The organism is Hymenobacter sp. 5516J-16 (genome assembly GCF_022919335.1).
Taxonomy (GTDB): domain Bacteria; phylum Bacteroidota; class Bacteroidia; order Cytophagales; family Hymenobacteraceae; genus Hymenobacter; species Hymenobacter sublimis.
The window spans coordinates 3,979,719-3,999,916 of sequence record NZ_CP095058.1; the positions used below are offsets into that span (position 1 = coordinate 3,979,719).

The 20,198-nt window shown below is 60.1% G+C and carries 23 protein-coding genes and 1 tRNA gene; 20 read left to right on the forward strand and 4 right to left on the reverse strand.

Annotated elements, in window-relative coordinates:
• Positions 1–68 precede the first annotated feature (68 nt).
• Positions 69–1,301 carry a PP2C family protein-serine/threonine phosphatase gene (locus tag MUN84_RS19735; RefSeq protein ID WP_244695660.1) on the forward strand — a complete coding sequence of 411 codons (1,233 nt, stop codon included), beginning with the start codon at positions 69–71 and terminating at the stop codon, positions 1,299–1,301.
• A 195-nt stretch (positions 1,302–1,496) separates the two neighbouring features.
• On the opposite strand, the gene MUN84_RS19740 is transcribed toward MUN84_RS19735, so the two are convergent.
• From MUN84_RS19740 to MUN84_RS19750, 3 genes are read right to left on the reverse strand one after another with little or no spacing between them, the layout of a single operon-like run.
• Complete coding sequence (locus MUN84_RS19740) at positions 1,497–2,951, reverse strand: O-antigen ligase family protein (protein ID WP_244695661.1); 1,455 nt, start codon at positions 2,949–2,951, stop codon at positions 1,497–1,499.
• Positions 2,948–3,646, reverse strand: a complete 699-nt coding sequence (locus tag MUN84_RS19745; protein ID WP_244695662.1) for a hypothetical protein — start codon at positions 3,644–3,646, stop codon at positions 2,948–2,950. The genes MUN84_RS19740 and MUN84_RS19745 overlap by 4 nt, the downstream gene beginning before the upstream one ends.
• On the reverse strand, positions 3,616–4,029 hold the full coding sequence (locus MUN84_RS19750; protein ID WP_244695663.1) for a hypothetical protein: 414 nt from the start codon (positions 4,027–4,029) through the stop codon (positions 3,616–3,618). The genes MUN84_RS19745 and MUN84_RS19750 overlap by 31 nt, the downstream gene beginning before the upstream one ends.
• A gap of 125 nt (positions 4,030–4,154) precedes the next feature.
• On the opposite strand from MUN84_RS19750, the gene MUN84_RS19755 reads away from it, so the two are divergent.
• From MUN84_RS19755 to MUN84_RS19810, 14 genes are all read left to right on the forward strand, one after another.
• Complete coding sequence (locus MUN84_RS19755; protein ID WP_244695664.1) at positions 4,155–5,195, forward strand: oligosaccharide flippase family protein; 1,041 nt, start codon at positions 4,155–4,157, stop codon at positions 5,193–5,195.
• 5 nt (positions 5,196–5,200) lie between these two features.
• Positions 5,201–5,665, forward strand: a complete 465-nt coding sequence (locus tag MUN84_RS19760; RefSeq protein WP_244695665.1) for a polysaccharide biosynthesis C-terminal domain-containing protein — start codon at positions 5,201–5,203, stop codon at positions 5,663–5,665.
• A 63-nt stretch (positions 5,666–5,728) separates the two neighbouring features.
• A complete protein-coding gene (locus MUN84_RS19765; RefSeq protein WP_244695666.1) occupies positions 5,729–5,968 on the forward strand; it encodes a hypothetical protein in 240 nt (79 codons plus the stop codon).
• Between the two features lie 124 nt (positions 5,969–6,092).
• Positions 6,093–6,764 carry a glycosyltransferase family 4 protein gene (locus tag MUN84_RS19770; RefSeq protein ID WP_244695667.1) on the forward strand — a complete coding sequence of 224 codons (672 nt, stop codon included), beginning with the start codon at positions 6,093–6,095 and terminating at the stop codon, positions 6,762–6,764.
• 217 nt (positions 6,765–6,981) lie between these two features.
• On the forward strand, positions 6,982–7,527 hold the full coding sequence (locus MUN84_RS19775; protein WP_317239016.1) for a polysaccharide deacetylase family protein: 546 nt from the start codon (positions 6,982–6,984) through the stop codon (positions 7,525–7,527).
• A 69-nt stretch (positions 7,528–7,596) separates the two neighbouring features.
• A complete protein-coding gene (locus MUN84_RS19780; protein WP_262920580.1) occupies positions 7,597–8,763 on the forward strand; it encodes a glycosyltransferase in 1,167 nt (388 codons plus the stop codon).
• A gap of 288 nt (positions 8,764–9,051) precedes the next feature.
• Entirely contained in the window at positions 9,052–10,626 is a 1,575-nt protein-coding gene (locus MUN84_RS19785) for a glycoside hydrolase family 3 protein (protein ID WP_262920581.1), read from the forward strand.
• Positions 10,575–11,357, forward strand: a complete 783-nt coding sequence (locus MUN84_RS23245) for a glycoside hydrolase family 3 C-terminal domain-containing protein (protein ID WP_262920582.1) — start codon at positions 10,575–10,577, stop codon at positions 11,355–11,357. Before MUN84_RS19785 ends, MUN84_RS23245 begins: the two co-directional genes overlap by 52 nt.
• 226 nt (positions 11,358–11,583) lie before the next feature.
• Positions 11,584–12,363 (forward strand): TatD family hydrolase, encoded by a 780-nt coding sequence (locus MUN84_RS19795; RefSeq protein WP_244695669.1) that lies wholly within the window; start codon positions 11,584–11,586, stop codon positions 12,361–12,363.
• Between the two features lie 157 nt (positions 12,364–12,520).
• A complete protein-coding gene (locus MUN84_RS19800) occupies positions 12,521–13,261 on the forward strand; it encodes an asparaginase (RefSeq protein WP_317239017.1) in 741 nt (246 codons plus the stop codon).
• Between the two features lie 8 nt (positions 13,262–13,269).
• Positions 13,270–13,404 carry a hypothetical protein gene (locus MUN84_RS24195; protein ID WP_317239018.1) on the forward strand — a complete coding sequence of 45 codons (135 nt, stop codon included), beginning with the start codon at positions 13,270–13,272 and terminating at the stop codon, positions 13,402–13,404.
• On the forward strand, positions 13,392–13,613 hold the full coding sequence (locus MUN84_RS24200) for a hypothetical protein (protein ID WP_317239019.1): 222 nt from the start codon (positions 13,392–13,394) through the stop codon (positions 13,611–13,613). Before MUN84_RS24195 ends, MUN84_RS24200 begins: the two co-directional genes overlap by 13 nt.
• 68 nt (positions 13,614–13,681) lie before the next feature.
• Positions 13,682–13,769, forward strand: a tRNA-Ser gene (locus MUN84_RS19805).
• A 161-nt stretch (positions 13,770–13,930) separates the two neighbouring features.
• Complete coding sequence (locus MUN84_RS19810) at positions 13,931–14,635, forward strand: dihydrofolate reductase family protein (RefSeq protein ID WP_244695670.1); 705 nt, start codon at positions 13,931–13,933, stop codon at positions 14,633–14,635.
• Between the two features lie 175 nt (positions 14,636–14,810).
• Here the strand turns inward: MUN84_RS19810 and MUN84_RS19815 are convergent, their stop codons facing one another.
• Entirely contained in the window at positions 14,811–15,071 is a 261-nt protein-coding gene (locus tag MUN84_RS19815; protein WP_244695671.1) for a hypothetical protein, read from the reverse strand.
• Positions 15,072–15,309: 238 nt separating this feature from the next.
• Between MUN84_RS19815 and MUN84_RS19820 the strand changes: the two genes are divergently transcribed.
• The 5 genes from MUN84_RS19820 to MUN84_RS19840 all read left to right on the forward strand — a co-directional run bounded on the left by MUN84_RS19820 (position 15,310) and on the right by MUN84_RS19840 (position 20,144).
• Positions 15,310–15,642: a hypothetical protein gene (locus tag MUN84_RS19820; RefSeq protein WP_244695672.1), complete on the forward strand. Its 333-nt coding sequence runs from the start codon at positions 15,310–15,312 to the stop codon at positions 15,640–15,642.
• A gap of 388 nt (positions 15,643–16,030) precedes the next feature.
• The gene (locus tag MUN84_RS19825; RefSeq protein ID WP_244695673.1) at positions 16,031–16,678 is read left to right on the forward strand and encodes a (2Fe-2S)-binding protein; all 648 of its coding nucleotides are present in this window, start codon (positions 16,031–16,033) and stop codon (positions 16,676–16,678) included.
• Positions 16,679–16,683: 5 nt separating this feature from the next.
• The gene (locus MUN84_RS19830) at positions 16,684–17,667 is read left to right on the forward strand and encodes an FAD binding domain-containing protein (protein WP_244695674.1); all 984 of its coding nucleotides are present in this window, start codon (positions 16,684–16,686) and stop codon (positions 17,665–17,667) included.
• A gap of 138 nt (positions 17,668–17,805) precedes the next feature.
• On the forward strand, positions 17,806–19,860 hold the full coding sequence (locus MUN84_RS19835) for a xanthine dehydrogenase family protein molybdopterin-binding subunit (protein ID WP_244695675.1): 2,055 nt from the start codon (positions 17,806–17,808) through the stop codon (positions 19,858–19,860).
• Entirely contained in the window at positions 19,860–20,144 is a 285-nt protein-coding gene (locus tag MUN84_RS19840) for a hypothetical protein (RefSeq protein ID WP_244695676.1), read from the forward strand. The genes MUN84_RS19835 and MUN84_RS19840 overlap by 1 nt, the downstream gene beginning before the upstream one ends.
• The last annotated feature ends 54 nt before the right edge of the window (positions 20,145–20,198 follow it).

Here is a 20,198-nt window from a genome sequence, read left to right on the forward strand (position 1 = left end):
GTACTAGTTCATCAGTTTCCGTTCTCACCTTCTCGTCTCGCTACTCTACAACTTCACACGTTTACCATATGCCAACTATTACTCCCGAAAAGCGTCTGTTCCTGAAGGAGCGTGAGTTGGGGGCCCTGCTGGAAATCACCCAGGCCATCAATTTAGACCCCACGGAAGCGGCTCTGTATAAAATTTTCCAGTTTACCCTGCTCGGCCAGCTCAACATTCGCCGGCTCGTGCTCTACGTGAAAGAGGAAGGGCAGTGGCAGTGCATGGTCTCCTTTGGAGCTGGGCTTTCCGACTTTCGCAAGCTGGCTCTCCCGGCCATTATTCTGGAAAACTGCACCTCCACGCCCTGCCCCCTACGCAGCTTCGGCGACTTAGGACCCGATTGGCAGCACCTGGAAACCGTCATTCCGGTGGTGCAAAATGGCGAAGTGCTATCCTACGTCCTGATTGGCAACGTGCACGAGGACTACGCCAGCGAGGAAGCCACCAAGTTTCTGCAAACCCTGAGCAACATTCTCATCGGGGCCATTGAAAATCGGCGGCTAGCCCGGCAGCGGGTTGCCAACGCGGCCATGCGCAAGGAAATCGAAATTGCCCAGGAGGTGCAAACCATGCTCTTCCCCCGCAAGCTACCCAACGATGCCCACGTGGCCGTGCACGCCTCCTACGTGCCCCACACCGCCGTGGGCGGTGACTACTACGATGTGGTGGAGCTGGATGCCAACCGCTTCCTGTTCTGCGTCGCCGACGTGTCGGGTAAGGGCGTGGCGGCCTCGTTGCTGATGTCTAATTTCCAAGCCGGTTTGCGCACCCTGCTGCGCCAGCAGGCCGATATCGGCACCGTGGCCCAGGAACTGAATAACCTGATTTTCCGCAACGCCGGCGGCGACAAGTTCATTACCGTCTTCTTCGGCCTCTACGACCGGAGCACCCGCGAGCTGCAGTACGTAAATGCCGGCCACAACGACCCGCTCCTGATTTCCGACGGCGGACCAATTCAGCTGCTCAAGGAAGGCACCATTATGCTAGGCGTGATGGATGAGCTGCCCATGCTGAAAGTCGGCCGCGTGCAGGTGCCCCCGCGCACCATGCTGTTCTCCTATACCGATGGCCTGACGGAAGTATTTGACGCTGAGCAAAATGAGTTTGGGGAAGAAGGCGTGCTGCGCGTGCTGCGCCACAACCGCTACGCCCCCCTGGCCACGGTGCACCAGGAGTTATTACGCGAAATAGAGGCCTACAACCTCCACGGCACCCGCTTCGCCGACGACGTCACCATCCTAAGCTGCCGGTTTAAGTGAAATGGTGAGGTAGTGAATGAGTGAATGAGTGAGTTGTCATGGCGAGCGAAGCGCGGCCATCCTTGCTCTCTTTGTGACCAGCCTGATAACCAGACAAGCCCTTACTTCCGCACTGGAGGTAAGGGCTTGTTACATCTAGAAGGGTAGCACGCTGGTCAGGACGGATGGCGTTGGTGCCCTCGCCATAACAACACGTCACTCATTCACCGCCTCACCTCTCGCCCACATGCCTACCCGAATCAGCATGGCAATGTTGAGAAAGAAGAAGGAACCGATTTTATCAACTTCCACTAACTCGTTGAGTAACAGATGGAAGATGATAATGACCAAGCTCATGCCGCAGGCCAGCAGCACGAAGCGAGGTTGGGTGCCGGGGCGCGTCTGGTGGTAGAGGTGCTCGAAAGTGAGCAGGGCTGTGCCCAGCAGAATCAGCAGCAGAATGAGGCCCGGGAAGCCCTGCTCGGCTAGCACCAGCAGGAAGTAATTGTGGGTGGTTGACTTCTCGGGGTTCTCGCTCACGTAGGTGCGGAAGCTGCGTACGGTATAGCGTTTATACTCAGGGTAAAAGGTACTGGGGCCACTGCCCACCAGAGGCTTGGCTGCCGTCATGCGGCCGGCCGCCACCCAGCGGTACACCCGCTCCATCCCCGACACGTCCTGGAGCTTGTAGGTGGCCTCCAGGTGCTTGCCAAAGTTCTCGCCGTTGAACACCGTTTTTTCAAACTCCGGGGCGTACAGCATGTAGTTGTTCTGGTCCAGGAAGTAACCAGCACCCGCCACCAGGGTCAGCACGGCCCCGACCAGCAGTAGCCGCGTCTGGCGCAGCCGCGCTACCCCGTAGAATACGCCCGCTACCGGCAGGGAAAGTACCGAGGCCCGGGTGTAGGACGTAATCAGCCCAAAAAGTAGGATGCCCATGGCCACGCGCCAGCCCACGCGGGCTGCGCCCTGGGTGCTGCGGGCCCCGTAAAGCGTGAACGGTAGGAGCAAGGCCAGCACCGCGGCATAGATAACATGGTTACGGTACAGTAGCTGCACTGCCTCGTTAATAGACTCAAAGCTGAAGCCGTGCGCCGCGTGTCGAACTCCTACAATAACTACTGTCAGGCAGGCCCCGGCCGTGTAAATGCCCGCTACGCGCCATAAGGCTGCCGGCCGCGGCAGCAGCAGCAGTGTACCCAGCCCAAAAGGAACTAGGTACCAGGTTTTGGCCAGCAAGTATTTGACGGACTTGGTAGTATCGACGGAAAAAGCCGTGGACACCGCCGACCAGAGTAGCATCAGCAGCAGGATAATCACCAGCGGATGCCGTAGCTCCCGGCCCGAAACGGCCTGGGGATGCATCAGAAACGTGGCCAGCACGCAGCCTGTGAGAACTAGCAGCAGGGGTTCCGAGGGAACATCCAGGCTCAGGCCGCCGGGCAACGGCATTTCCCGGGAAAAAGCCAGCGTCAGGAACAGCAGGTAGTAGAGCAGCCGCCACTCCGTCAGGAGCAGGAGCACGCCCAGTCCGGCTGCCAGTGGGAGCAGCCCCAGGGGAGAATGCAGCAGCACCGTTGCCGCGCCGCCTCCCAGCAGCAACCCGATGAAGCCCGCAAACACGCGCTGCTCCGGGGTATGAGGAAGCCACTGGGCTAACCGCGGCTTCATGCGCCCAGCGGTGCCGCGGGGCGGCGGTTAGAGCGCCGCCACAGTTCCAGCAGCGTAATCACCATTACGGACAAGGCCAGCGTCAGGAACACGGAGCCTACCACAATCAGCCAACGCACGGGCTTACTTTTCTTAGTGGCGGGGTAGGCCTTTTGCACCAGGTATAGCGAGGAGAGCTTGCCTTTCAGGGCCACGTCGGCGGTTTCGTACTCGCCGCGCGCCTTCACCAGGCGGTCCTGCAAATCCGTCATGCGGGAAGTGAACAGGTTCAGCGAGTCAACCCCCTGGGTGTAGTTTTCTAGGTTGATGACGTTGCCCTGGTCAGCTTCCGTGAGGCCACGCAGAGCTCGGCGCAGGCCCGCCACTTTGCTGGCACTGGCCCCGCTACCCTCGGCGATGCGGAGGTCGGTTTCCACTTTAATGATCTCCCGGGCCAGGTAGCGCGACTGTTGCTCGAGCCCGTAGATGCCGTAGCGGCGGCGGGCTCGCAGCAGTTGCTGGCGGGAACGTTCAAACTCGGCGTTCAGAAACAGGTAGCGCTGCTGGTAGAGGCCGAGCACGTTGCGGCGGTTTTCCAGCGTCAGCTGCTGGTTCACGGAGTCGATGACTTGTACCAACGTATTGGCAATGCGTGCGGCCAGTTGCTTGTCCTTGTCCTGAAACGTTAGCTCAATGGCGTCCCGCTCGTTGTGCACAATATCGAGGTTGGCGCTGAACTCCCGCAGGGCGGCATCGTCGGCGGCATCGGTACCGGCGGGCCCACCTGGTAGTGCTCATGCAGCTGGTAGCGCTTGATGAGCAGCTCGCCCACCGGCTGCGACTGACCAATGGTGATAATGCGGTCCAGATCTTCGGTGCGGCCGCCCAACTCCAGCTTGCTACCTTCCGTGGCAATTCGGTCGGGGTCAGTGGTTTGCGGGTTGGTGGGGAAGAATACGGCCGTCGATTTGTAAATGTTAGGTAGGGTTAAGGCAACCAGGATACTTGTCAGGAGGGCCAGCACTAGGGCCGTGCCCACCAGCTTTTTCCACCGATTAATAATGGGCCACAAGCCCAGCAGCGAATACGATTCAGACATAATACAAACCAACCCGCCCGCCCGGGAAGGGGAAAGGCCTAACGGCGGCGGCGAGCAAATATAGAGGAAAAATGGCCGCAGGATGCGCGTAGCGCCCGAAGCCGGGCGGCTCAATTTTCCTAGTTTTGCGCCGGGCCAGCCCGCGGACTACTAGCCGGCGACGCGCCTCGGTCCGGGCATCTTTTCAGCTTAACGCAAGCAGCATCAAACGATTTTTAGGAAATATCAGCTTTGTGGTGCTGCTCAACCTGCTCGTGAAACCGGGCTGGGTAGTGCTGGAAAACGTGGTGCAGGACCGGCTGGGCCACGAAGTGTTCGGAACGTTCACGGCCCTGCTGACCCTGGCTACCATTGTGGCGGCGGTGTCCGACGTGGGTACTACCCAGTTGACAACCAAGCGGCTGGCAGCTTCTCCTGGCTTTTTCACCGAGTTCTTTCCTACTCTGCTACCCCTGCGGGCCGGGCTGGGTGTGGGCTTTCTGCTGGCTACCGTGGGCATCGGCTGGGTGCTGGGCTACCGGGGCCACTGGCTACTGCTGCTGGCCATTACGGCCGCCGGACTGCTGCTAACCCAATACATTCTGTTCTTGCGCGGGGTGCTGCAGGCCCACCAGCGATTCAACCTCGATGCCGTGCTGTCGGTGCTGGAGCGGCTGCTGCTGCTGGGGCTGGTACTGGCGCTGCTCCCCATAGGCCTGAGCCTGGATCGGTACGTGGCCGTGCGCACGGTGGCCGTGGGGTTCACGTTTCTGCTGCTAGTGGTACTGATTCGGCGTTTTTACGGCAAGGTGGCCCTGCGCCCGCGCTGGCAGCAGGCCCGGCAGGTACTGCTAGAGAGCCTGCCGCTGGCCTTCATTACGCTGGTGTACGGCTTGAATGAGCGGGTAGATATGCTGATGCTGGAGCGGCTGGTGTCGAGCAAGGAAGCCAGCTACTACGCCGCCGCCTACCGCTGGGTTGATGCCGTGATGATGTACCTCTGGACGGTGCTGCCGCTGTTTTTTGCCCGCTTTGCCCACGCCACCGGCCGGACTCAGGAGCAGCAGGAGCTTCTCTGGTTCGGCCAGCGCGTCGTCACGGTGCCCTTGCTGTTTGTGGTGGGCTTCGGCCTGTTTCGGGGGAACTGCTGTTTTTTCAGTTTACTCACAGTTCCGCCCAGGAGGTAGCCCGCATGACCCAGTGTCTGCAGCTGCTGTTTCTGAACGTGCTGGTGCACGCCTTCTTCGCCATCTACAGCACCCTGCTTACTAGCACCGACCACGAAAAACCCGTTTCCTGGCTCGTGACGGGTAGTATTGTGGTCAACGTGGGGCTGAATTTCGTGTTCATGCCCCGCTACGGGGCCCTAGCCGGGGCCATCAACACCCTGCTGTGCGCCGTCGTGGTGTCAGCAGGGTACCTGTGGCTGGTGCCGCGCCGCACCGGGGTGCAACTACCGTGGGCGATGCTGTTGCGCTTGGTGCTGACGTTCAGTGGCTTATGCGCGGGCTGGTACGCGCTGCGCCGCTACGCCGCGCTGCCCTGGTGGCTGGAGGCTGGCCTAGCCGGGCTGTGGCTGCTGGTGCTGGTGCTGGGGTTTGGGGTAGTAAAAGTCAATGAGTTACGGCAGCTTCGGCGCCGGCCGCCAGCGGTTTAGCCCACTACCTTCGTACCGAAAACCAGCACGTAATTACTTTGCCTCCTTCCCCTCCGTAAGCTCTTGGAAATAGCCGTCAACGTCCGTTTTTTACTACCCGGCGACAAGTTGGAGGGCATCGGCCGCTTCACCTACGAGACGTTGCGCCACCTCGTGCAGCAGCACCCCGAGCATACCTTTCACTTTCTCTTCGACCGGGCCTTTGATGAGCGGTACCGGTTTGGGCCGAATGTAGCGCCGCACGTGCTGGGCCCGCCGGCCCGCCATCCGCTGCTGTGGCTAGCCTGGTTTGAGGGGCCGTAGCCCGCTGGCTGCGCCGCCATCGTCCGGCCGTGTTCCTGAGTCCGGATGGCTACACTACCCTGCGCACCCGCGTGCCCCGCGTCACCGTCATCCATGACCTGGCTTTCGAGCATTTCCCCAGGATGTGAGCCCGCTGGTGCTGCGGTACTACCGGTATTTTACGCCCCGTTTTGCCAAGGCCTCCCGGCGGGTAGTGGCCGTGTCGGAGGCTACCCGCCAGGACCTAGTGCAAACCTACGGAGTAGGGCCGGAGAAAATCAGCGTGGTTTATAATGCCGCTGACGCTCATTTTCGGCCCCAGCCCGTGGCTGTGCAGCAGGCTACCCGGGAGCGGTTTAGCGCCGGCAAGCCGTATTTCCTGTTCGTAGGTGCCCTGCAGCCCCGCAAAAATCTGGTAAACCTGCTGCAAGCCTTCGACCAGTTCAAGGCCGCCACCGGTTCCTCCGCCAAGCTGCTGGTGGTAGGCCGCACGGCCTGGAAAGCGGGCCCTATTTTCGAGGTGTACCAGCGCATGCACTACCGCCACGATGTGCACCTGACCGGGCGGGTAACCGATGCGGAGCTCGTGGCGCTATACGCGGCGGCTCTAGCTACTTGCTATGTGCCTTATTGCGAAGGGTTTGGCATTCCCATCATCGAGGCTCAGGCTTGCGCTTCCCCCGTCATTACGTCTAATTGCAGCTCTATGCCTGAGGTAGCTGGCGGCGGTGCCCGCCTGGTTGATCCGCTTTCCGTTGACTCCATTGCCGCCGGGCTGGGGAGGTGCACGCCTCCGAAAGCTACCGCGCGGAGCTGATACAGAAAGGATTACAAAACACTCAGCGGTTTTCGTGGGCTGAAAGTGCCCACCTACTCTGGCAGGAAATTCTGGCCGCGCGTGGCTAGCTGTTAGTTTGTAGCTGTCAGTGAGTTGTTAGAGCAGTTCTGAAAACAACTTTCCCACTTTGCACACGCATCGAGACTTTCCACTAATAACTGATAATCAGGAGTTAAAACCCAACTGCTTTTCTCTTATGCATCTGTTCCGAATGCCGGCTTTGGTGCGGCGCCTGCTGCCCGACTGCCTCTGGCAGATGCCCGCTACTGGCCCGCCTACGCTCTACCTCACCTTCGACGACGGCCCGATTCCGGAAGAAACGCCCTTTGTGCTGGAGCAACTGGCCCGCTACCAGGCGCACGGTACGTTTTTCTGCGTCGGCGACAACCTGCGCCGCTACCCTGAGGTAGCCCGCGCGGTGCTAGCCGGCGGCCACCGGCTAGCCAACCATACCTACCACCACATCAGCGGCTGGAGCCACTCCCGCGCCCATTACCTGCAGGATGTAGCTCGGTGCCAGGCCTTGCTGCAGGAGTTTCAGCCCGAAGGCAGACCCCTGTTGCGCCCACCATATGGCCGCATTACCCTTCCGCTGGCGCGCTTGCTCCGGCCTACCCATCAAGTAGTTATGTGGGACGTGCTGACCTGTGACTACGACCCCGACTTCGCCCCGAGGCCTGCCTGCAAGCGGCCATCCGGCACTCCCGGCCCGGCTCCATCGTGGTATTTCACGACAGTGTGAAGGCTAGCAGAAACTTGCGCTACGTGTTGCCGCGCTACCTGGCTTACTTTGCCGAGCGGGGCTACCGCTTTGCTGCTTTGTAACAAAAGGGTAGGGGAGCCCGCCCGCCTGTTTTCCTGGCCGATTTGTGCGCCTTATGCTTTTTCTGACGCTGTATTTTACCGCCTGGTTTGCTTTGCTGACAACCGCCGTGGTGCTGTTTGCCCGCGCGCGGGGCGCGCAACCGGGTGCAGTGCCCCAGCCCCTGCCCCGGGTGAGCATCCTGCTGGCGGCCCGCAACGAGGCAGCGGCCATTGCTCGCTGCCTGCACGCCATCCGGGCTCTGCATTACCCCCCGAGCTACTCGAAGTGCTCCTCGGGGATGACGGGTCCACGGACCAAACGGCGGCTGTGGCGGCGGCGGCCATGCAAGGCTACGCCGGTTCATTTCGCGTGGTACCTATTACCGATACCCTGGGCACGGCCCGCGGCAAGGCCAACGTGCTGGCTCACCTCAGCCGCGCCGCTACCACTACCTACTTCTTCATCACTGATGCCGACATTGCCGTGCCGCCTACCTGGCTGACGGGTCTGCTGGCCCACGCCCAACCCAGCGTGGGTATTGTAACGGGCCTAACGCTGGTGACCGGGCCGCGGCTGTTCCACCGCCTCCAGGGCCTCGACTGGCTGATGGCCCTGGGTCTGGTCCAGGTTGTCACGGACCTGGGCCGGCCCGTAACGGCCATGGGCAACAACATGCTCGTAACCCGCGCCGCCTACGAGGCCACCGGCGGCTACGAGCGGCTACCCTTTTCCGTCACCGAAGATTTTGAGCTGTTTAAAGCCGTGCTCCGGGCAGGATACACTTCCCGCAACCTGTACCGACCCGAAATCCTGGCCGAGTCGCTGCCCATGTATTCATGGCGGGGGCTGCTGCACCAGCGGCGGCGGTGGCTGCGCGGGGTGGAAGCCTTGCCCACTTGGCTGAAAACTTGCCTGGGCCTGTACGGCTCCTTTTACGTGCTGCTGGCCGCGTTGGCTGCTGTAGCGGGGCCAGCAGCGGCCCTGAGTGTGTGGCTAGGCAAGGTGTTGGTGCAGGGCGCGCTGGCGGTGCTCTGTTTCCGGCGGGTAGGCCGCCGCGCCCCGCTGGTGCTGCTGCCCGCGTTTGAGCTCTACACGATTTTCCTGACCGGGAGTCTGGTGGTGTTCCGGCTACTGCCAATATCCTTCAGCTGGAAGGGCCGGCAATACCACTAAAAGTTGATTGTTTTTTAACCGCTCGGCTTTCGCGGCTCAGCTGCAAACAGGGTGGCTACCTACCCGCGCTACGTGTGCGGTAAGTGTGTAAAGGTGCCCGGAAAGTTGCCTGACGGGCCTAAGCGTCGCCTTTCGGAGGTGGATTTTCCTGCTCGCTGCCAATACCTTTGGCTACATTCGGTGGCAGCACAAGCCGGTAAGCCCAGCTCCAGGCCAAGCCAATCTGGACGCTTTTACCGGCTGGCCCACCTTCCCACCTTTACTTTCTACCGCGCGTTTCTCAGCTGTATGTTCCTCCCATTTTCACCCACTTCCCGGGCCGTGCTGATGGCGGCCTTGTTCTGCGCCACTACCCACATAGCCACGGCCCAAACGAAAGCCACTACTGCTCGCCCGGCCACGGCAGCGGCGGCGAAAAGTACTGCCGCAATGGGCTCTAACCGCCAGCAGGCCCTGATGGGCAATGAGGCTAAAATTGACCAGCTGCTCAAAAAGCTAACCCTGGAAGAAAAGATTGCCATGATACACGCCACCTCCTCCTTCAACTCAGGAGGCGTGAAGCGGCTTGGCATTCCGGAAATGGCAACCTCCGACGGCCCCCACGGTGTGCGCCTGGAGCACGGCCGCGACTGGAAACCCGACGAAGGCGTAAACGACTCGGGTACCTACCTGCCCACCGGCAACACCCTGGCCTCTACCTGGAACCCCGAACTGGGCTATGCCTTTGGCTCGGTGCTGGGTAGCGAGGCGGCCTTCCGGGGCAAAGACATCATTCTGGGGCCCGGCATCAACATTGTGCGCACGCCCCTGAATGGCCGCAACTTCGAGTACCTCAGCGAAGACCCCTACCTCGTGTCAAAGATGGTGGTGGGCTACATCCGCGGGGTGCAGGACCAGGGCGTGTCGGCCAGCGTGAAGCACTACGCCGCCAACAACCAGGAGGAACACCGCAATGACATCGACGTGTACATGAGCGAGCGGGCCCTGCGCGAGATTTACTTGCCGGGCTTCCAGGCCGCTATTCAGGAGGGCGGGGCTCATACCCTAATGGGCTCCTACAACAAGTTTCGGGGCCAGTACGCCACCCATAACGCCTACCTGATGAACGATATTCTGAAGGGCGAATGGGGATTCAAGGGGTTGGTAATCAGCGACTGGGGTTCGGTGCACGACACCCAGGAAGGCCTGCGCAACGGCACCGATCTGGAAATGGGCACCGACCTTTCCCTGATGTACAACAGCGTCGATCAGACGGCCAGCCAGGTGAAGCCGGAGCAGATGCCCAGCCTCTACGACCGGTTTTTCTTTGGTACGGCCGCCCTGGACGCGGTGAAAAAAGATAAGTCGTTGGAGCCCCTGCTCGATGACAAGGTGCGCCGCATTCTGCGCGTGATGTACGCCACCAACATGCTGGATGGGGCCAAGCGCAAGCCGGGCGCCTACAATACTCCCGAGCACCAAGCTACGGCCCGTAAAGTAGCGGAAGAAGGCATCGTGCTGCTCAAAAACGACGGCAACATTCTCCCCCTGAAGAAAACAACTAAGACGTTCGCCATCATTGGGGCCAACGCTACCCGCGAAAATGCCCTGGGTGGCGGCAGTTCTCAGGTAAAGGCCAAGTATGAAATTACGCCGCTTCAGGGCCTGCAAAAAGCCCTAGGTTCCCAGGCCACCATTACCTACGCCCCCGGCTACAAAATTGCCCGTAACCAAAAAGCTGATCCGCAGCTAATCGAACAGGCCGTGGCCGCCGCCAAAGCCGCTGACGTGGCCATCATTGTGGGGGCGCTACCCACGGCTACGACTACAAAGTGTGGGCTGATAACGCCTACGACGCGGAAGGCTACGACAAGCCCGACATGAAGATGCCCTTCGGTCAGGACGAGCTTATTCAGGCCGTTCTCAAAGCCAACCCCAACACCGTAGTGGTGCTGCTGGGCGGCGGCCCCATTGACGTGTCTGCCTGGGCCGGGCAGGCCAAGGGCATTGTGGAGGCCTGGTACCCCGGCATGGAAGGCGGCAACGCCCTGGCCAGCATTCTGTTCGGTGAGGTAAACCCCTCGGGCAAGCTACCCTTTACCTTCCCCGTGAAGCTGGAAGACTCGCCGGCTCATAAACTAGGCGAATACCCCAGCACCCCTGGTAACCCGCTGAAACAGAATTACAAAGAGGATATCTTTGTGGGCTACCGCTACTTCGATACCTATAAAGTTGCCCCCCAATTCGCTTTTGGTCACGGCCTGAGCTACACTTCCTTCGATTACGGCAAGCTAACCGTGCAACCCGGCAAGCAGTCTGCCACGGTCAAGGTCACGGTGCGCAACTCGGGCAAGGTAGCCGGCGCCGAAGTGGTGCAGCTCTACGTGCACGACGACCAGGCCAGCGTAAAGCGGCCCGAAAAGGAGCTGAAAGCCTTCCAGAAGGTCTTCCTAAAGCCCGGCGAATCGAAAACCCTAACTCTAAGCTTGGGTCCCAACGCCTTCCGCTACTACGACGAGGCCAAGAAGCAGTGGGTACTGGAGCCCGGTACCTTCAAGCTACTAGTCGGCAGCTCCTCCCGCGACATCCGCCAGACGGGAGAGGTAAAGCTGTAGATTGGTGAGTTGTCCTGGTCAGGAGGCACGACGCCATCCGTCCTGACCAACGTGCTACCCCTCTGAAACGAGACAAGCCCTTGACTCCAGCACGGACGTCAAGGGCTTGTCTCGTTAGAAGGCTGGTCAGATGGAGGGCAGGATGGCCTCGTCCTGTGTCCTGGCCAGGAGGCATCCTTCACCTTTTCACCCCCTCACTATCTCACCGTTTCACCACCTTTGCGGCATGCAACTTTCCGATTCGCACGCCCACGTTTACTCCGAGCAGTTTAAGCCCGACCAAGATGAGATGCTGCTGCGCGCCTTTGAGGCCGGAGTCCGGACCATCTTCATGCCCAACATCGACCACACCAGCATTGACCCCATGCTGGAAGTGGAAGCCAAATACCCTACCCAGTGCTTTGCCCAAATGGGCCTGCACCCCTGCCACGTCACCCGCCAGTTTGAAAAAGAGCTGTACGAAGTGGAAACGTGGCTTAGTCGCCGGCCCTTTGCCGCAGTAGGGGAGTGCGGCATCGATTTATACTGGGATAAAACCCACCTCCAGGAGCAGCAGGAAGCCCTGCGCATTCAGGTAGCCTTAGCCAAAAAGCACAACCTGCCCCTGGTACTCCACACTCGGGAGGCCTTCCGTGAAGCCGCCGACATCATCACGGCGGCTCAGGATGGCTCCCTGCGCGGGGTGTTTCACTGCTTTTCCGGCACAAAGCAGGAAGCGGAAGAAGTGATTCGGCTGGGCTTCAAACTTGGCATTGGTGGGGTCGCCACCTTCAAGAACGGCGGCCTCGACAAAGTGCTGCCCGGTATCAGTTTGGAGCACCTGCTGCTAGAAACCGACTGCCCCTACCTGGCGCCCATTCCTCACCGGGGCAAGCGGAACGAGCCCGCCTATCTGCCCCTGGTGGCCCGCCGAGTAGCCGAAATCCTGGGCAAGGACGCTGAAGAAGTAGCCGAGGCCACTACCCGCAACACCTTAACCCTGTTTGGGGAAGCAGCGCAGGGGTAGGGAAGGCCTCGTAGGCGTAGGCAGTGGCGGAAGGGGCTCATTTGCTGGGCCAGCACGCTCCATGCTGACGCCAGTCGTGTCCCTTTCAGCTGTACCTCACCAGACAAAGCCTGAACGAGGTTGCCTAACTTGACGGCCAGTTCAGATTGTTCGTTTGATGCCCTCCACCACCCAAGCCACCCACCCCTTGTCTACCCCTGCGCTGCCCCTCCAACCCGATAAACCCGAAACGGCCATTCTCGTCATTTACACCGGTGGTACCGTCGGGATGACGTATAACCGGCGCGGGGAATTGGTACCCATGAATTTCGAGCAGATTCGGAAGAAGATGCCCGAGCTGCGCCAGCTTAACATGCGGGTGGAGGTTACCAACCTCGGCGAGCCCATCGACTCCAGCAACGTAACCGTGGCCGACTGGCTACGGCTGGCGGCTCTGATCGAGGAAAAGTATGCGCAGTATGATGGTTTCGTGGTGCTACACGGCACGGATACCATGGCCTACTCGGCGGCGGCGCTGAGCTTCCTGCTTGAGAATTTAGGCAAGGCGGTAGTGTTTACCGGCGCCCAAGTGCCGGTAGGCCGCATCCGAACCGACGCCCGCCGCAACCTAGTTACGGCCCTGGAAATGGCCGCCGCCCGCCACCCCGTGGTGGGCACAGTGCGCGTGCCTGAGGTGTGTGTCTTTTTTAACGACTTGCTGATCAGAGGAAACCGGGCCAAAAAAGTCGAAAGCCAGCAGTACAATGCTTTCCGCTCCGAGAACTACCCACCCCTGGCTCGGGCCGGCATTGAGCTGGATTTCAACGACAAGCAGATTCGGATGCTGCCCGCCGCCCACCTGCGTGCCCACCAGTACCTCGACGAGCAAGTAACCATTCTGCGCCTGTTTCCGGGCTAACCGAGCGCATGCTGCGCGCCCAACTGGAAGCCGATGGGCTGCGCGGCTGCGTACTCGAAACCTACGGCTCCGGCAATGCGCCCACGGCCCTTGGTTTCTCAGGGCCCTGCGCGACGCCACCGAGCAAGGCGTGTTTCTGCTGAACGTGAGCCAGTGCGAGGAGGGCCGGGTAATGCAAGGCCGCTACGAAACCAGCGCCTACCTCACCGAGCTGGGCGTTATCGGTGGCGACGATATGACGGTGGAAGCGGCCATTACCAAGCTCATGTTTGTGCTGGGCCTCAAGCAGAAACCCGCCGCTACCCGCCACCTGCTCACCCAGGACCTGCGCGGCGAAATCACCATAATCTGAGCTTTAGCGCTACGGGGCTTGCGTATCCGGAAAATCGGGTGTTATTTTGCGCCACTTCCCCGCATCCTAGAGAGGTGTCCGAGTGGTTGAAGGAGCACGCCTGGAAAGTGTGTATGGGTCTAAAGCTCATCGTGGGTTCGAATCCCATCCTCTCTGCTGAAAACCGCATTTCGTTGTAGAAATGCGGTTTTTGTTTTTTCTACGGGTGGAGCCGGGCCGCAGTGGTGGGCTGTTGTGGGCGGAACTCGTCCGGTGGGTTAGGTACTTATTGGGAAGTTGCTGGGCCACGGCGGCACGCACTCCTTTTAAGGCATACTATGAAACGACCCCACGTAATCTGCCACATGATGTCCTCCGTGGACGGAAAGATTCTGTCTGCTAATTGGCAGGACGAAAAGCTAACCGACACTTTCTCCGAGTACTTCGAGAAGTACCACGAAACCTTTACTAGCCAAGCTTGGATGTGCGGGCGCGTGACCATGGAGCGAGATTTCTCCGGCGGCGTGCAGCCCAACTTGCTACCTGCCCCGCATCCAATTGCGCGAGAGCCCTTTGTTGGAGATGCCCAAGCTACTTCCTTTGCCGTGGCGGTGGATGCGCACGGCCGCCTCGGCTGGGACGCTAATACCACCGGCGGCGACCATATTGTGGAAGTCCTCACCGAACAAGTAACCGATGACTACTTGTACTATCTGCAACGCCAGGGTATTTCCTACCTGTTTGCCGGCCGCACGGAAGTTGATTTTGCTTTGGCCCTGGAGCAGCTAGCGGCGCTGTTTCCCATTGAAACGCTGATGCTGGAGGGCGGCGGCCACCTAAACGGTTCCCTACTGAACGCGGGTCTTATCGACGAGCTGAGTTTGTTACTGCTGCCTATTGCCGATGGCACGCCCAAATCGCCAACTACGTTTGAAGTAAGCGACTACCTACGCAAAGGTCCAGCCACGCGCCTGCACTTAACCGAAGTGCAGCAGCTCGACAACGATGTGGTATGGCTAAGATATAGCTTTCAAGCAGCTTAGAGGCAATAAAATCACGTTTCGGGAGCAGAGGTGCTGACCCAAACGAGCTTCTTCATAAGCTTGGTGTATCATGCTAACTACGGGCGAGTTCTGCTCAGGAAGTCGCTTTTAGCCTCTACCAGATAGGCTTACCCGTAGTTAGGTTACGCCGTCACGGTTTCCTCAATGGCTTCGGCTATGTCAATTTCTTCCAGGGGAGGGACGGGGCAAAGCGCGATTCGTGGAAGTTGGCTTCTGGAAAGCCCGGCGCTACCCCAGCATTATTGATTTCCGCTAGGGTAATGCCGTAACCGCGGTGCGTATCATAAACGCCGCGCACGGTGTAGATAGGCCCACGTTTGGGCGTCTGAATATTGGGGTTCTGCACCAATAGCACGGTAAAATCATCGTTAGTACAGATAACTTCCTGCCCAGGGTGAAATAGTGGCGGTTTCATGCCCCGAAGATACGGCGCACGGCCGGCAGTAGCTTTTCTGATAGCAAGAAGCGTGTACTTAACAGAGTTACCTGCTCCGGGTTACAGCAAGACTTTCAGGCTACACTGCTACATCGCCAAGCTCTTTTTGTAAAGTATTTTATTGCTATTTATTATCGGTTTTGAAATATACTGCGTATACGCATCGTACTAGGCTGACTCTCTGCCTGAATTTCATCCATCACCAAACTTCCTTCCTATGAAACAGACGCAGATTTCCACCTGGTCCGTGCGGTTATTCACAGTACTGTTCTGCGCCGGAGCCGCGCTGTCGTCCTGCTCCAGCACCAGCACCGATTCGCCCTCAGGTACGGGCACTGATGCAACTACTAGCGGCTCTACTTCGGGCTCTACTACTACCGGTACTACGTCTGGCAGCACCAGCGGCTCCACGACCATGGGAACAACTAGCGGCAGCACTACCTCGGGCACGAGCACAGGTACTACTGCTGGCAACACCACGGGCACCACATCGGGTACTACCACCGGTACTACTTCGGGCTCCACTACTTCGGGTACTACAACCCGCTAGTAGCGTTTCCTACAGACAACAATGTACACAGGCCGAAATTCGCATTGCGCGAGTTTCGGCCTGTTGCGTGAAGCAGAAGACCATTGAGTACGCTTCGGCAGCCTTCTGAAACCTTCCTGTCGTTGTGGCCTACCCTAGAGGTAGACTCCAGGCTTTTGGCGCCACCACATGAATAGGTATCAGATTAGTGGTCAGAGCGCTACCTGTCAGCATGATAACTCATGTAGGTACCTGAACAATACGCCACGCAGTACGTATAGGCACAACAGGCCCTGGGCTGCCCCAGCTACTCTGTGTTTTGTTCGGGTGGTACGGGCCAACAGCGTAGCAAACGGTGGGTGTCTTTTCCGGTTGGTGTGTAGTGTACGCTTTTAATCTATCTACTTCTATGTCGACATTTCCCTCTCCCGACAGCCCGGACGAGATTCAGCCCGAGCCCCAGCCGGAGGACGGCACACGCCGCTCCTTTATGAAACAGGCCGGCGGCATCTTAGGCCTGGCCCTGGCCCCGCCCTTGGTCAGCCAGGCCGAGCGCCTGACGGCCTTCTCCAAAACCGTGGAGGGGGTATCGGCCATCAAGTTGAACGTCAACGGCACTGTGCGCACGATCCACGCCGAGCCGCGCGTGACCCTGCTCGATGCCCTGCGCGAGCGGCTGGATTTGACGGGCACCAAGAAAGGCTGTGACCACGGCCAGTGTGGGGCCTGCACTGTGCACGTGGAGGGGCGCCGTACCCTCTCGTGCCTGACGCTGGCCATCATGACCCAGGGCAAGGAAATTACCACCATCGAGGGCCTGGCCCAGGGCGAGCAGTTGCACCCTATGCAGCAGGCTTTCATTAAGCACGACGGCTTTCAGTGCGGCTACTGCACCCCGGGCCAGATCATGTCGGGCGTGGCCTGCATCCGAGAGGGCAAAGCCGGCTCCGATGCGCAAGTGCGCGAGTACATGAGCGGCAACCTCTGCCGCTGCGGCGCCTACCCCAACATTGTGGCCGCCGTGCGCGAAGTGGCCGGTCAATCAGCTAACGGCTAAGCCCCATGAACAACTTCAGCTACACGTCAGCCGCTTCGGCCAAAGAGGCCACGGCCCTGCGCAAGGACACGCCCCAGGCCGCCTACATTGCCGGCGGCACCACGCTGCTGGACCTGATGAAGGCCAACCTGCAGCAGCCCCCGCAACTCATCGACCTCAATCGGCTACCCTTCCGCGGCATTGAGCAGACCAAGGACGGGCTGCGCATCGGGGCGCTGGAACGCATGAGCGACGTGGGCGAGCACCCGCTGGTAGTGCAACACTACCCGGCCGTGTCGCAGTCGCTGCTGCTGGCGGCCTCCCCGCAGCTGCGCCACATGGCCAGCATCGGGGGCAACCTGCTGCAGCGCACGCGCTGCGGCTACTTCCGCGATGCGGCCTTTCCCTGCAACAAGCGCGTGCCCGGCTCGGGCTGCCCGGCCCTCACGGGGGACCACCACAACCTGGCCATTCTGGGGGTAAGCGAGAGCTGCATTGCCACCTCCTACCCGGGCGACCTATCCGTGGCCCTGGTCGCTTTCGACGCGGTGCTGACGCTGCAAAACCAGAAGGGCAAGCAGCGGCAGGTGTCGCTCACGGACTTCTACCGGCTGCCCGGCAACACGCCGCACCTGGAGACGATACTCGAGCCCGGCGAGCTGATTGTGGCCGTGACCATCCCCGCAGCCCCGCCCGCGCAGCGCTCCACCTACCTGAAGGTGCGCGAGCGTAGCAGCTACGCCTACGCCCTGGCCTCGGCCGCGGTGGGCCTGGAGGTGCAAGGGGGTAGCATCCGCGCGGCCCGCGTGGCGCTGGGCGGGGTCGGGGCCCAGCCCTGGCGCAGCCGCGCGGCGGAGCAGGTGTTGACCGGGGCGCCGGCCACCGAGGCTACCTTCCGAGCCGCGGCGGCGGCGGCGCTGCAGGGGGCCCAGCCCCGGGAGCACAACCGCTACAAAGTGGAGCTGGCCCAAAACACCCTAGTACAGGCCTTGATGAAAGTGGCGAGCTAGGCACTACCCTTTCTGCTTAGCCGGCACATGGGGCGCTTGCCGCAAAACTCCTTTATTCTCAACAACGGCGGCGAGAACAAGAGGCCAGCTTCCGGCCCTCAGCGTCGTTGTTTTATCTGCATTACGCTCCACTTTCTCATGGATACCGAACCCGCATTTTTTGAAACGAACCCCAAGGCTGGCTCGGTAGGTCAGCCGTTGGATAGGGTAGATGGTCGGGCCAAAGTGACGGGTCAGGCGCGCTACTCGGCTGAGTTCAATAGCTTGCCTGGACTAGTGCACGCCGTGCTCAAAACCAGCGACGTGGCCAAGGGGCGCATTCAGAGCATTGATGCCAGTGCGGCCCTAAAGGAGCCGGGCGTGCTAGCAGTTCTGACCCATCAGAACCTGCCCAAACTGGCCAAAACCCCCAACGATGCCGACGGTAAAAAGGCCATTGGCGCGCCCATGGGCTTTCTACCGCTAACCTCAGATCAGGTGCATTACGCGGGCCAGCCGGTGGCCATTGTTGTGGCCGATACCTTGGAGCGTGCCCAGCACGCGGCAACCCTGGTGCGGGTAAATATTGCTGCTGAGAAGCCCTTAGCATCCTACGCCGACCCCCGGGCGGAGTTGTTTGATCCGCTGAAGGTGCAGGACGGCAAAACGCCGGGCCACACAGTGCGCGGCAACCCAAAGGCGGCCTTCGCAGCGGCCCCGGTGCAGCTCACGCACACCTATGTGCACGCCATCAACCACCACAATCCTATGGAGCCGGGTGCTACCACCGCCCATTGGGAAGCCCCCGACCGCCTCACGGTGTATGAATCGACGCAGGGCGTAACCCGAACCCAGAAGGCCCTGAGTACCATGCTGGGGCTGGCCGCCGAACAGGTGCGGGTTGTGACGAAGTACCTTGGTGGTGGCTTTGGGTGCAAGGGTTCCTCCTGGCCTCACACGGTACTAACGGTGCAGACGGCCAAGGCTGTGGGCCGGCCGGTGAAGTTGGCCCTCACCCGTCCGCAGATGTTCACTAGCATGGGCCACCGCGAAGACCAGACCCAAACCCTGAAAGTGGGTGCCACCAAGGAAGGCAAGCTCTTGGCCCTCATCCACGAAAAAACCTCTACCACTTCGCCCTGGGACAACTACGCCGAGCCCAACAGCCGCATCATCAACCTGCTCTACGCCTGCCCCAACTTTGAGGCAACGTACCAGCTGGCGCGGGCTGACGTGATGACATCTACGTTCACGCGGGCCCCCGGTGAAGCTCCCGGCTCCTTTGCCATTGAGTGCTCCCTGGATGATTTGGCCTACCAGTTAGGCATTGATCCGCTGGAAATCCGGTTGCGCAACTACGCTGATAAAGACCACAGCACGGGCAAGCCCTGGTCGAGTAAAAGCCTGAAGCAGTGCTATGCTCGTGGGGCCGAACTATTTGGCTGGAGCAAGCGCAACCCTCAGGCTGGAGCTACCCGCGACGGCCGCCTGCTAGTAGGCTGGGGCATGGCCACGGCTTCCTACCCCGTACACAACAACCAGGGTACCGCCCGGGTCCGCCTATATGCCGATGGGCACGCGCTGGTGCAGACTGGCGCTACCGACCTCGGCACGGGCACGTACACCGTCATGACCCAGGTAGCGGCTGATGCACTGTGGCTTACCCCCGATAAAGTGCGCTTCGAACTAGGTGACACCAAGCTGCCCACGGCCCCGAACTCGGGCGGTTCGGTGGCGGCGGGCACGGTGTCTTCGTCTATTTACATGGCGGCCCAGGACGTGTGGCAGAAGCTTATCAAGCTGGCAGTAGCCGATAAAAAGTCGCCGCTGTTCCGGGCCAAGTCCGCTGATGTGATGGTAGAAAATGGCCGCCTAGTCCTTAAAAACGACAAGAAGAAGGGTGAGGATTTTGCTACCCTCATGAAGCGCAACGAAACCACCGACATTGAAGGCACGGGCAATGGCAAGTACGGAGCCGGCTATGAGTCGGGCCTAGCCGCGGGGCCTGCTGACTCCGGCCACCAAGACGACATGGCGGGCCACTCCATGCATTCATTTGGGGCGCACTTTTGCGAGGTGAAAGTAGACCCCGAACTAGGTACCGTGCGCGTTACACGCTGGGTGAGTGTGCACGGCGCCGGCCGTATCCTCAACGCCAAAACGGCCCGCAGCCAGATAATTGGGGGAGCATTTTCGGCATCGGCTCGGCCCTGATGGAAGCTACTAAGCGCGACCAAAATTTCTCGCGCTATACCAACTCCAACCTGGCCGATTATCACATTCCCGTTAATGCAGATATTCCGGATATGACCGTAGAGTTCGTAGAAGAGCACGACCCCTACATCAACGCCATGGGCGTGAAAGGTATAGGCGAAATTTCGATGGTAGGCGTGGCCGCTGCCGTGGCTAACGCCGTCTTTCACGCCACCGGCAAGCGCATCCGCAGCCTCCCCATCACGCCAGACAAAGTGCTGGAAACGAAAATGGTACAGGCGTAGCGCGTTAGAAATTACCTGGCTAAGTAATGCTGCCTTGGCAATAGTAGCACAACA